This window comes from Stenotrophomonas maltophilia group sp. RNC7 (assembly GCF_030910085.1).
In the GTDB taxonomy this organism is placed as follows: domain Bacteria; phylum Pseudomonadota; class Gammaproteobacteria; order Xanthomonadales; family Xanthomonadaceae; genus Stenotrophomonas; species Stenotrophomonas sepilia.
This window is the reverse complement of the sequence record NZ_JAVFVN010000674.1, coordinates 1-12669: the sequence shown is the minus strand read 5'-3', so window position 1 is coordinate 12669 and position 12669 is coordinate 1. Positions and strand designations below refer to the sequence as shown.

Below are 12669 nucleotides of genomic sequence, written 5' to 3'. Positions count from 1 at the left end.
TACCACTCGCCTAACAACTACGCCCGGCAGCTCCGGGCTGCCGCCTGAAACGGCTTCATGGCGTCCGTTTTCAGGGGGCCAGATCAGTGAGCCGCATGGATGCGGCGACCGAGCTTGCAGGGAGGTACTTGCAGCGTCCCCTGCACGGCCCACCCGCCCCCCACCCATGAACCGCTCTACACGACCCGCCACGAGGGGCTCAGCCGTTGGCCGAATCCAGTAAAATCGTCGGCATGAACGCCCCCACCTTCCCCTACGACACCGCGCGCCTGAGCGAACTGGCCCAGCTGCTGATCGACAACGTCCGCGAACTGGCCCATGCCGGCTGGACCCCGGCCACCAGCAGCAACTTCTCCCACCGCCTGGACGATCGCCACGCGGCGATCACGGTGTCCGGCAAGGACAAGGGCCGCCTGATCGAGGACGACATCATGGTGGTGGACTTCGACGGCCAGGCCGTCGACCGTCCGCTGCGCCCGTCCGCCGAGACCCTGCTGCACACCCAGTTGTACCGCCGCTTCCCGGAAGTCGGCTGCGTGCTGCATACGCACTCTCCGGTGCAGACCATCGCCTCGCGCCTGTACGCGCCGCAGGGTCATATCCGCCTGGAAGGCTACGAGCTGTTGAAGGCCTTCGCCGGCAACAGTACCCACGAAATGGCCATCGATGTGCCGGTGTTCGCCAACACCCAGGACATGAACGTGCTGTCGAAGCAGGTCGATGACCTGCTCGACCGGCAGAACCTGTGGGGCTATCTGATCGATGGCCACGGCCTGTACGCCTGGGGCCGCGACATGGCCGAGGCACGCCGCCACCTGGAAGCGTTCGAGTTCCTGTTCCACTGCGAACTGGAGCTGCGCAGGCTGCGCGGCTGAACCGGCGCGCAGGTGCAGATGCCGATCCGGAATCTGCGCCCTACACCCACCCTGCTACCCTGTCTTCCCCCCGAGACGTTCAAGCTGACGCCATGAGCCGACTGCGCATCTACGACGACACCCGCCCCGATTCGCCGCTGCTGGACACCCAGGACGGCGCGGTCATCACTGCCGAGCTGCAGAAGATCGGCGTCACCTTCGAGCGCTGGCAGGCCACCGCGCCGGTCGCACCGGGCGCCAGCCAGGAGGAAGTATTCGCCGCCTACCGCGCTGACATCGACCGCCTGGTCGCCGAGCGCGGCTTCAAGAGCGTGGACGTAGCCTCGATCGCCCCGGACAACCCGAATCGCGCCGAGCTGCGCAGGAAGTTCCTCGACGAGCACTTCCACAAGGAAGACGAAGTGCGCTTCTTCGTCGCCGGCTCCGGCCTGTTCACCCTGCACGTGGGTGACAAGGTCTATGAGATCGAGTGCGTGAAGGACGACCTGATCGCCGTGCCCGATGGCACCACCCACTGGTTCGACATGGGCGAGGAACCCAGCTTCGTGGCGATCCGCTTCTTCACCGAGCCGGACGGCTGGGTCGGTCACTTCACCGGCACCGACATCGCGCAGAAGTTCCCTCGTTACGTACCCACCCAGGCGTCCTGATCCATGCAAGCCCGCGTCATCCTGACCGACATCGAAGGCACCACCAGCAGCATCTCGTTCGTCAAGAACGTGCTGTTCCCCTATGCGCGCAAGGCGTTGCCCGCCTTTGTCGCCGAGCATGGCCAGCAGCCGGACGTCCGCCGCTGGCTGGATGCGGTGGCAACCGAGATCGGCGGTGCCTGCCAGGACAGCCTCGTGGCCGAGACGCTGCAGGGCTGGATCGACCAGGACCGCAAGCACACCGCACTGAAAGCGCTGCAGGGGCTGATCTGGGACGAAGGCTACCGCCGTGGCGACTACACCGCGCACTTCTACCCGGAAGTAGCACCGGTGCTGAAAGGCTGGCATGCCGCCGGGCTGCCGCTGTACGTGTACTCCTCCGGCTCGGTGCCGGCGCAGAAGCTGTTCTTCGGCTTCAGCGATGCCGGGGACCTCAGCCCGCTGGTGTCGGGCTGGTTCGATACCGAAGTCGGCGGCAAGCGCGAGGCCGACAGCTACCGCCGCATCGTGCAGGCCATCGGCGTACCGGCCGGCGAGATCCTGTTCCTGTCCGATGTGGTGGAAGAACTGGATGCCGCCCGCGAAGCCGGGTTGCAGACCCGCCTGATCGATCGCCTGGATGATTACCCGATGCCGCGTACCGGGCAGGCCGCCAACGGCCACGAACGGGTCGAGAATTTCCAGCAGATCCAGCTGTAAAGCGCCGGGTAGATGCCAACCTTGGTTGGCATGCTCCGGTGTGCCAACCAAGGTTGGCACCTACCAAAGCGGGATACCCCTCAACGGTCGTTGAGGGTCTTCACCTGCAGCGCTTCGCGCAGGGTAACCAGATCCACCGGGCCGCGCACCGCGATATCGCGGGTTTCACCCGGCAGCAGGTCCAGCAGGTTGTCTTCGAGCTGCACATCCAGCGCGCCGAAGTCGATCCACGCCGCGCGCACGTACGCCGCGCTTTCCAGCCGCAGACGATAGTGGTCCCCTTCGATGGACAACGTGGCCTTGAGCTTCTGCCGCGGCAACATCTGGTCCTTGGCTTCGACGAATCCGACCACCTGCCGCGCGCTCACCGCCCCGTTCTGCAGCAGCTCGAACACCGCCACCGTACGCATCGGGTCGGCACCGGCCAGCAGCTCTGCATCGCTGAAATCGCCCATCGGCGTGACACCCGCCGCCGCCAACGTCACCGTTTCCTCGCGACGACGCAGCACCTTCCCCTCCACGTCCATCACCCGCAGACGCCAGCGCGCATCCAGTGCGGCACCGTCGTTGATCAGGCGCACCCGCGTGCTGCCCTCGTCGCGCAGCGCTGCCACCGTCACTGGCGCGAAGAAACGCCGCGCGGCGAAGTGCAGCGCCTTCCAGCGGCCGAAATAGTCCACGCTGGACCACGAGGCGCCGGGCCAGACATCGTTGAGCTGCCAGTACAGCGAACCCATCGTGTATGGCCGCGAGGCGCGATGATGCAGCGCCGCCAGTGCGATGCCATCGGCCTGCATCACCTGGCTGAGGTAGACGAAGTCCTCGAAGTCCTTCGGCGTGCCGTAGCCCAGTTCGATGTAGTGCAGCAGGCGGCTGTTGCCCTCGCCCGCCATGAATTTCTGGTGAGCGCGGATCACCGGGCTGTCGATGCGCTGTTCGGCGCGGGTGGCGATCTGGTCCACCGTCGCCACCGACGGCCACGCTTGCAGCCCGTACTCGGACATGAAGCGCGGCGTCTCACGCAGGTAGGCCTGCACCGGCAGCGCCGGATTGCCCCAGACCTGCCAGTAGTGCTTGTCGCCACGCGTTGAATCGTTGGCCTTCTCGTCAAGGTCGTTGCTGGGCGAGCTGGACCAGTACGGCACGCCCAGCCCCTCCTCACCCACTACCTGACGCAGATCATTGCCGAACAGGTCGACATAGCCCTGCCAGACCTTCGCTGCAAACGCAGGGTCGGCCGCCTTCAGGTCGCGACCGTGGCCCCAGTCCTTCCAGGCGGTTTCTTCCTCGTTGTTGCCACACCACAGCACGATGCTGGGGTGATGGCGCAGACGACGTACGTTGTCGCGTGCTTCGGCCACCACGTTGGCACGAAACGCCGGATCGTAGCCCGGCTGCATGCCGCCGCCGAACATGAAGTCCTGCCACACCAGCAGGCCCAGTTCGTCGGCGATGTCGAAGAACGCGTCCTCCTCATAGTAGCCGCCGCCCCAGTTGCGCAGCATGTTCATGTTGGCGTCGCGCGCGGCCGTCAGCACCTGGCGCAGGCGTGCGGCATCGACGCGCGCGGGGAAGGCATCGAACGGAATGACGTTGGCGCCCTTGGCGAAGATCTCCACGCCGTTGATGACGAAGGCAAAGCCCTGCCCGCCCTTGCGGTCTTCCTCGCGGCGCAGTTCGACCGTGCGCAGGCCGATGCGCTGTTCGCGCGCCAGCTCCGGCGTGCCACCTTGGTCCAGGCGGGCCTGCACCATGTAGCGGTCCTGCGCACCGTGGCCGACTGGCCACCAGCGCCGCGGATCGGCCAGTTCAACCGGAACCTCGATGCTGTTCTGGCCGGGCTTCAGCAGCACCGTGCGCTGCACCTGGGCCACGTTGCGGCCCTGCGGATCGCGCACATCCACAGTCACCACGGCCGAGCCCGCCGCCGCGCCCTGCTCCACCTGCAGCAGCACGGCCAGCTTCGCCTGCTCCGCGCTCAATGCATCCGTGCGCACCGCAAGATCGGTCAGGCGGTGCGCGTCCCAGGCCTGCAGATCGATTCCGCGCCAGACGCCGGCGGTGACATAGCGCGGACCCCAGTCCCAGCCGAAGTGGTAGGCCGGCTTGCGCGCGAAGTTGCCGACCATCGCGTCCTTCGGCTCATCGCCATACGGCGACGGGTAGTTGCCAGCGATCTTGTGCGGCATTGCCTGCACGCCCGGCAGCAGGGTGCGGATCGGCGAACGGAACACGATCTGCAGTTCATTGTCCCTGGCCCGCAGGCGCCCATTCACGCGCGCGCGCCAGGTCCGGTGCGCGTTGTCCGCACGCAGCAGTGGCTTGCCGTTGAGGCTGACGTCGGCGTAGGTATCCAGACCGTCGAAGCGCAGCTCGGCATTGGGCTTGGCCAGCGTCGCCGCATCCACGTCGAAGCGGGCGCGGTACTCCCAGGCGGCCAGGCCAATCCATTGCAGTTCGGCTTCTGGTGCGCCGACATACGGATCACGGATCAGTGCGTGAGCGAGCAGGTCGGTGTGCACGCTGCCCGGCACCGTCGCCGCCCGCCATTGCCGCAGACCTGGGTGAGCGGCGCCCTGCGCGACGCCGGGCAGCATACGGAACTCCCACTGTGCCTGCAGCGGCGTGGCAGCGACCGGGAAGGCGGACGCCGCGATCAGCAGCAGGAGCAGGCGGACAACGAGGGGAAGGCGATGCACGGGATGCTCCTGTTTTTTCTGCCGGGCATGGCCCGGCGCTACCAATTCAACACGCCACGGTAGCGCCGGACCACGTCCGGCGAGCGCGCAGCGCGGCAGACCTCAACGCACCACGTTCAACACTTCGTAGCACGCACCCATGGTGTGGTAATCCACCTTGCCGGCCGGGCTCTTCTCGTCGCTGTACTTGCGATTGTCGGCATCGAGGATGCGGAACCAGGCGCCGTACCGGTGATCGACGAAGTGTTCCCACGAATACGCCCAGATACGCTCATACCACTGCCAATAGCGGTCGTCGCCGGTACGCTTGGCCATCAGTGCGGCGGTCGCCAGCGTCTCCGCCTGCACCCAGAAATACTTGTCATCGTCGCAGACGAAACTGTCGCCACCGATCGGGGCGCCATCCATGCCCGGCTGCCGGCGCGACTCCGGCGCGAAACCGTAGTACAGGCCACCCCGCGCCTCGTCCCAGCTGCGCGCCACGGCCACGTCGAACAGGTGCTGCGCGGTCGGCACCAGCCAATCGGCCTGCACATGGCGGTCCAGGATCAACAGCAGCTTGGCCCATTCGGTCTGGTGGCCCGGCTGGAAGCCCCACGGGCGGAACAGGTGCTTGGGGTCATCCAGGTTGTAATCCCAGTCGATCTCCCAGTTGGAATCGTAGTGCTCCCACACCAGGCCACCGGCCTTGGCGGCCTGGCGGCGGGTCATGTTGTCGGCCAGCTGCAGCGCGCGCTCCACATAGCGCTGTTCGCCGCTGGCCTCGAAGGCGGCCAGCATCGCCTCGCACATGTGCATGTTGGCGTTCTGGCCACGGTAGCCGGTGAAATTCCACTGCCCATCGGCTTCGTCCTTGTAGAGGCCGTGCTGCGGCTCCCAGAAGCGCGCTTCCAGCAGCTGCCAGGTCTCGTCCATCCATGCGCGGGCCTGTTCGAGACCGGCCTTCAGTGCGCAGCTGTAGGCCAACAGCACGAACGCCACGCCGTAGCAGTGGTTCATGTCGTCCTCGACCTTGCCATCGCGCAGGGTCCAGGCGTAACCGCCGGTGGCCGGGTTGCGGTGCACCTCGCGCAGGTAGCGCACCCCGTGCTCGACTGCCTCACGGTATTCGGCGTTGCCGAATTCGCGGTAGGCCATCGCATAGTTGAAGACGAAACGCGTGCTGCTCACCAGATGGCGATGGTTGGCGTCGTAGATGCTGCCGTCGTCACGGAAGTAGTGGAAGAAGCCACCGTTCGGGTCGATGCAGCGCGGGTGGTAGAACGCCATCGTGTCGGCGATATGCGCGCGCAGGAACGCGGGCGAACGGAAGTCGGGGGAGGTGCTCATGCGGTAATGTCCTGGGCCTGCAGCAGGTGCTGCACTTCATCGAGCGAGGGCATCGCGGCGAACGCGCCCTTGCGGGTAACAGCCAGCGCGCCGACCGCGGCGCCGAAGCGCAGCGTGGCGGTGATCGCCTCCGGGTCCTGGCAGAAGGCGGCAAAACCGGCACCGGCGCCGCCGCGCTCCAGCAAGCCGACCAGCACGCCACCGACGAAGGCATCACCGGCCGCGGTGGTATCGACGGCAGCCACGCGGAAGCTGGTGACCGTGCCGTGGTTGTCGCGCGTGTACCAGTGCAGCGTGGCCGCACCGTCGGTGACGATCACCCAGCGCGCGCGCGCAGCGAGCAGGCGCCGCAGTACCGCTGCCTCGCCATCGGCACCCAGCGGCGCGGCCAGGTAGTCCAGCTCCTCGCGCGACAGCTTGACCAGGTCGGCGCGTTCCAGCGCCTGCCACAGGCGCGGTGTCGGGTCCTCGTTCGCCGGCCACAGCGCAGGACGCAGATTGAGGTCGAGGCTGACCGTCGCACCGGCGGCGCGAGCACGGGCCATGCCGGCGAAGGTGGCCTCGGCGATGGCCGGCTCGGTCAGGCTGTTGGAGCAGACGTGGAAGCACTGCGCGCTGTCGAAGCACGCGGCCTGGAAGTCGCTGTCACGGAACAGCAGGTCGGCTGCCGGCGGACGATAGAAGCTGAAGCTGCGTTCGCCGCTGGCATCCAGTGCGACGAAGGCCAGTGCGGTCTTGGCCGCATCGGTACGCACGATGTAATCCGTGCCCACGCCGTGCTCGACCAGGCTGTCGGCCAGGAAGTCGCCGAACATGTCGCGGCCCAGCATGCCCACGAACTGGGTCTTAGCGCCCAGCCGTGCAGCCGCCACGGCAACGTTGGCCGGCGCACCGCCGGCGTACTGCAGGAACGCCCGCGGCGTATCGGCCGAGGCCGGCGGCTGCGCTAGTAGATCGATCAAAATTTCGCCGAAGCAAACGATGGCACCCATTCCGGACTCAGCCTCCCTGCGTTGCGGAGGCCGGCGTACGCGCGCCGACCAGTCCGTAGAAAATGATGTAGCCGTAGCACAGCAGCGGCAGGATGAAGCTGGCCTGCACACCGATGTGGTCGGCCAGGACGCCCTGCAGGTACGGCACCACGGCACCGCCGACGATGGCCATGATCAGCAGGCTGGAGCCCTTGTTGGTCAGCGGCCCCAGGCGCTCGATGCTCAGCGCGAAGATGGTCGGGAACATGATCGAGTTGAACAGGCCGATCGCCACCACCGAGTACAGCGCGATGTTGCCGGAGCTCAGCATGGTCGTGACCAGCAGCGCCACGTTGACCAGCGCGAAGATCGCCAGCAGGCGGCTGGGCGAGAAGCGCGCCAGCAGCGCGGAGCCCGCGAAGCGGTCGATCATCGCCATCGTCCAGTAGGCCGACACGTAGTGCGTGGCTTCCTGTTCGCTGAAGCCACCGATGTTGGGCATCGACAGGTAGTTGACCAGGAAGCTGCCAATCGACACCTCAGCGCCGACGTAGAAGAAGATGCCCAGCACGCCCAGCAGCAGGTGGCGCTTGCGCAGCGCGTCCAGGTAGCTGTGATGGTGGCCCTGGTCGGCCTGCTCGGTGGCGTCGCTCAGCGCCGGCAGGCGGAACAGGAACACGAACAGCGCCAGCAGCACCAGCGCCACGGCCAGGCCCACGTACGGTCCCTGCACGGCCTGCGCCTCGGCGGCACGGTAGGCCAGCTGCTCGGCGGCCGGCAGCGCCGCGATGTCGTCAGCGCTCTTGACCGTGTTGGACAGGATCAGCATGCCGCCGAAAATCGGGGCGATGGCCGTGCCCAGCGAGTTCAGCGCCTGCGCCAGGGTCAGGCGGCTGGAACTGGTCTGTTCCGGGCCCAGCAACGCAACGTACGGGTTGGCGGCGACCTGCAGCACGGTAATGCCCGTGGCCAGCACGAACAACGCACCGAGGAAGGCGCCGTAAACGCGCAGCTCGGCCGCCGGCCAGAAGCCCAGCGCGCCAATGCCGGCGATCACCAGGCCAGCCACGATGCCCTTCTTGTAGCCCAGCGCCGCCACCAGGCGGCCCGCCGGAAGCGACATCAGGAAGTAAGTACCGAAGAAGGTGAACTGCACCAGCATCGCCTTGGCGTAGTTCAGTTCGAACACCGCCTTCAGGTGCGGGATCAGGATGTCATTGAGGCAGGTCAGGAAGCCCCACATGAAGAAGATCGTGGTGACGACAGCCAACGCCTTGCCGTTGGTGACGGCGGGTGCGTTGCCCGAAGAACCCGATGGACGGGGCGTTGCGGAGATCGGCATGCGGTACGCGCCTCGATGCGCGGAAGGTCGTTGTTGCGTGGAAGGGGTATATGGAAGAAATCAGTTCGGTCGTGCGGCGCTGCTTTCGCGGATGCGCAACTGCACCGGCGCGACCGTGCGCCGTGGCGGCGCGTCCGGTTCGTCCAGCCGCTGCAGCAGCAGCGCGGCAGCCTGGCGGCCACGCTCGCGCGGGTCGGCGGTGAGCGTGGTCAACGGCGGCACCGCGACCGACGCCTCGGAAATATCGTCGAAGCCGGTCACGGCAAAATCACCGCCCGGACGGATACCGCGCGAGTTCAAGCCCAGCATCAGGCCCAGCGCGACGGTGTCGTTGTAGCAGACCGCCGCACTTGGGCGATGGCCATCGGCGAACAGCTCATCGGTGCGCGCAGCGGCTTCCAGCCGGTTCGGCGCCGATTCGATCATCCAGCCCGGCGGCAGCGACAGGCCGGCCTCGGCCAGCGCCTGCTGGAAACCCGCACGGCGCTGGTGGCAGGAACTGGATGCGGCGTGGCCGCCGAAGAAGGCGATCTGGCGGTGGCCGCGCTCGATCAGGTGGCGCGTGGCCAGATAGGCGCCGTGCTGGTTGTCCAGGGTCAGGAAGTCCCAGTCGGCCCCGGCCAGTTCGCGGTTGAACAGCAGCACGTTGGCATTGGCACCCAGTGCCTGCCGCAGCTGTGCGGTATCGCTGCCCTCGGCCGGCGACAGGATCAGGCCGGCCGGGGTGTGCTCCATCAGCGTGGACAGCACCGCCTGCTGCCGCTCCGGCGATTCACCCGTGCTGCCGAGCAGGGTCACGTAGCCACGCCCGCCCAACGCCTCGTCCACGCCCGATGCGAACTCGGCGAAGAACGGGTTCGAAAGATCGTTGATCACCAGCGCGATGCTCGACGAGGTCCGCCGGCGCAGGTTGGCCGCCGCGCGGTTGTAGACGTAGCGCTGGCGGCGCAGTTCGGCCTCGACCTTGGCCCGGGTATCGACATTGACCAGCGGGCTGCCACGCAGCACCAGCGACACGGTTGCCCGTGACACGCCGATCGCGCGCGCGATGTCGGTCACCGTCACCGCCTTGCCGGCGCGCTTGCTGGGACTGTTGCCGTTGTCGTTCATCGTCTTCCCGGACTCCGCTGGAGGCTCAAGCCTAATGGATCAGGGCCGTGTCGTGCCGTGCCGTTCGCTGGGTCAGCGCGAACGGCACAGTCCGGCTCAGCGCAGCTGGCTGCCCGGTGCCGCGCACCAGGACACCGGCAGGTCCTTCACCGCGGTGCCCCAGCCCTGCTCCGGCGCCTTCGCGTCGAGTGCGAACTGCAGGCGCGGGCCCTGCTGCAGCCGGTCCCAGTCCAGCCACACCGGTGCATGCGGCTGGCCGTCGACCTGCACACCCTGCACGTACTGCAGGCGGCGGCCATCGGCACCCGGCGCGTCGATGCGCAGGGTCCGGCCATTGCCCATGTCCACTTCGACCTTGCTGAAGCGCGGCGTGTGCAGCAGGAACTGGCCGCTGCCCGGCACCGCCGGGTACACGCCGATGGCGCTGAACAGGTACCAGGCCGACATCGTGCCGAGGTCATCGTTGCCGGTCACGCCATTGGGGGCATTGGTGAACAACTGCTGCGCGGCACGCACCACGGCGGCGGTCTTCCACGGCTGGCCGATCAGCGTGTACAGCCACGGCGAGTGCAGGTCCGGCTCGTTGTTGGGGTTGTAGCGGAACTGGTTGTAGTAGCTGTACGGCCCGACCACCCACGCCTTGCGGGCGGCATTGAGCGGATCGGCCTGCAGTGCGTCCATCGCGAAGAACGCATCGAGGCGGCGGCCCGCCTGTTCGCGGCCGTCCATCGCTTCGACCAGGCCCGGCACGTCCTGCTGCGCCAGCCACTGGTACTGCCACGCCGTGCCCTCATGGAATCCGTGGTGCGAACGCGGGCTGTAATGGCCGTCGGACGGGGTGTACCACTGGCCATCCTCGGTGCGCGGGCGCGGGAACCCGGTGAAGCCGGTCTCGGCATCCCGCACCTGCGGGTCCCACACCTTGCGCCAGTTGCGGCCACGCTCACGGAGTGTCGCCGCATCCTGCGCATGGCCCAGGCCATCGGCCATCTGCGAGAGCGCGCAGTCGGCCAGCGCGTACTCCAGCGTGGCCGAACCACCGTGGTGCGGATCGACGTCCATGCCCTTGGACGGGAACGCGCGGTCGTAGGCCACATAGCCCTTGTCCAGGTAGGTCGGGTTGCCGGAGCGTCCGGCCATGCGCGAGTTCAGTGGTGGCGTGCCGAAGGCATTGCGGCGCAGTGCATCCCAGGCTTGCGATTCACGGCCCTTGAGCGCGCCGAAGCGCCACAGGTCGACCATGAACGGCGTGACCGGATCGCCGGTCATGATGTTGGTCTCGAAGTTGGCATAACCCCAGCGCGGCAGCCAACCGACCTGCTCATCGATCGCCAGCAGGGTACGACCGATATCGCGCGCCACGTCCGGGCGGGTCAGTGCCAGCCACTGGTTCTGCGCGCGGTAGGTGTCCCAGAGCGAGAAGTACTCGTAGTAGGTCCAGCCATCGGCCCGGTGGATGCCATCGTCATAGCCGCGGTAGCGGCCATCGGCGTCGTTGCCGGTCATCGGCTGCAGCAGCGCGTGGTAGACCGCGCTGTAGAACACGATGCGGTCATCGGCGGTGCCGCCCTGCACGCGCACCCGGCCCAACTGCTCACGCCAGGCCTGCTGGGACAGCGCGCGCATGCGGTCGAAGCCGAGCAGCGCCCCATTCTGCATGCCTTCTGCGCGCAGGTTGGTGCGCGCGCCTTCGGCGTCCACATGCGAGATCGCGCTGACCGCCGTCACCGACTGGCCCTTGGCCAGGTCGAAACTGAGCCAGGCGCCGTTGGGCTTCTGCTCGCCTTCCATGCTGTGGCGCGCGCCCGGCAGGCCACCACCCTCGCCCCAAGTGCCATGCGCCTTGAAGGGACGGTCGAACTCGATGCGGAACCAGGTGGTGTACTGGTGGCCGCCACAGAAACTCTTGGTGACCAGCTTGCCTTCCACCACGCGGTCGCCGACCACATCGACCACGCTGCCGATCACCGAATGGCGCTCGTTGGCCTGGCCGACATTGACGAGGACGTGGCCATCGCCGCTGCGCTGGCTGAAGGTGTAGCGCTCGGCCGCGGCACGGGTACGTGCGGTCGCCTCGGCATCGATGCCGCCGTAGCTGGTCAGGCGCACCTTGTAGTAGCCGGCCTGGCCGACCTCGCCATCGTGGGTGTAAGCCGAGGCATAGGCCTTGTGGTCGAACTGCTTGGCGTTGCCGGTATCGAAATCACCGCCCGGACCGATCGAGCCGGTCACCGGCAGCACCGACACCTGCCCGCCCTGTTCCCAGCAACCTGCGCCGGACAGGAAGGAGTGGCCGAACCCGCGAATCTTCTCGTCGTCATAGCGCCAGCCCGAGTAGTGGCTGCCGATCGGACTGACCTGGATCAGGCCGAACGGTGCCGACGCACCTGGGAACGTGTTGCCGTCGTCCTTGCTGCCGATGAAGGTGTTGACCTCGCGCTCCAGCGCTGCCGGGGCAGCCTGCAGCAGCACTGGCACTGACGACAGCGCGAGCAGGCAGGCCAGGCGCACCAGCGGGCGCGAGGACAATGGGACGGCGGGAGCGGACGGCACTGGGCGCATGTCGGGTTCCTGTAGTCGATGACGCGGAGGCAGACGGCCGGGGGCGTTCGGCACCGTTCCGCTGAGCCCTGCCCTGACCTGCAGAGAGCTCCCCCTGGAATGACACCCGACCCACCAGGCCGTGAATTTAGATCGATTCAAGTAGAGCATGCAGGTTCAGCCGAATGCATTCTGCGGCGCAGCATGAGAGGGGGTGTTCGGCAGGGCTGCGCCCTGCACCTGCTTCGAGCTGGAGCAACAGCAACAGCAAAAGCCGGCTGTCCGTGGGATGGCGGGGTGGGTCCGGTTGCGGGGGACGCTGCAAGTACCTCCCTGCAAGCTCGGTCGCCGCATCCATGCGGCTCACTGATCTGGCCCCCTGAAAACGGACGCCATGAAGCCGTTTCAGGCGGCAGCCCGGAGCTGCCGGGCGTAGTTGTTAGGCGAGTGGTA

9 protein-coding genes are annotated in these 12669 nt (G+C 67.2%); 3 read left to right on the top strand and 6 right to left on the bottom strand.

What is annotated here, in order from left to right; genetic code table 11:
* Nucleotides 1–233: 233 nt before the first annotated feature.
* The 3 genes from RCF13_RS13995 (at nt 234) to mtnC (ending at nt 2224) form a co-directional block, all read left to right on the top strand.
* Nucleotides 234–875, top strand: coding sequence for a methylthioribulose 1-phosphate dehydratase (locus RCF13_RS13995; protein ID WP_134968968.1), 642 nt, complete (start codon nt 234–236; stop codon nt 873–875).
* 92 nt (nt 876–967) lie between these two features.
* A complete protein-coding gene (locus RCF13_RS13990; RefSeq protein WP_061479252.1) occupies nt 968–1525 on the top strand; it encodes an acireductone dioxygenase in 558 nt (185 codons plus the stop codon).
* Between the two features lie 3 nt (nt 1526–1528).
* Nucleotides 1529–2224, top strand: coding sequence for an acireductone synthase (gene mtnC, locus RCF13_RS13985; RefSeq protein WP_231352695.1), 696 nt, complete (start codon nt 1529–1531; stop codon nt 2222–2224).
* Between the two features lie 80 nt (nt 2225–2304).
* Here the strand turns inward: mtnC and RCF13_RS13980 are convergent, their stop codons facing one another.
* The 6 genes from RCF13_RS13980 to RCF13_RS13955 all read right to left on the bottom strand — a co-directional run bounded on the left by RCF13_RS13980 (nt 2305) and on the right by RCF13_RS13955 (nt 12237).
* Nucleotides 2305–4923 carry a glycoside hydrolase family 2 protein gene (locus RCF13_RS13980; protein WP_134968970.1) on the bottom strand — a complete coding sequence of 873 codons (2619 nt, stop codon included), beginning with the start codon at nt 4921–4923 and terminating at the stop codon, nt 2305–2307.
* A 102-nt stretch (nt 4924–5025) separates the two neighbouring features.
* Nucleotides 5026–6252: an AGE family epimerase/isomerase gene (locus RCF13_RS13975; RefSeq protein WP_134968971.1), complete on the bottom strand. Its 1227-nt coding sequence runs from the start codon at nt 6250–6252 to the stop codon at nt 5026–5028.
* Entirely contained in the window at nt 6249–7244 is a 996-nt protein-coding gene (locus RCF13_RS13970; RefSeq protein ID WP_061479248.1) for a carbohydrate kinase, read from the bottom strand. Before RCF13_RS13970 ends, RCF13_RS13975 begins: the two co-directional genes overlap by 4 nt.
* 7 nt (nt 7245–7251) lie before the next feature.
* Nucleotides 7252–8565 carry an L-fucose:H+ symporter permease gene (gene fucP / locus RCF13_RS13965; protein WP_308141267.1) on the bottom strand — a complete coding sequence of 438 codons (1314 nt, stop codon included), beginning with the start codon at nt 8563–8565 and terminating at the stop codon, nt 7252–7254.
* 60 nt (nt 8566–8625) lie between these two features.
* Nucleotides 8626–9675, bottom strand: a complete 1050-nt coding sequence (locus RCF13_RS13960; protein WP_061479246.1) for a LacI family DNA-binding transcriptional regulator — start codon at nt 9673–9675, stop codon at nt 8626–8628.
* Nucleotides 9676–9771: 96 nt separating this feature from the next.
* Nucleotides 9772–12237 (bottom strand): GH92 family glycosyl hydrolase, encoded by a 2466-nt coding sequence (locus RCF13_RS13955; RefSeq protein WP_134968972.1) that lies wholly within the window; start codon nt 12235–12237, stop codon nt 9772–9774.
* Nucleotides 12238–12669 lie beyond the last annotated feature (432 nt).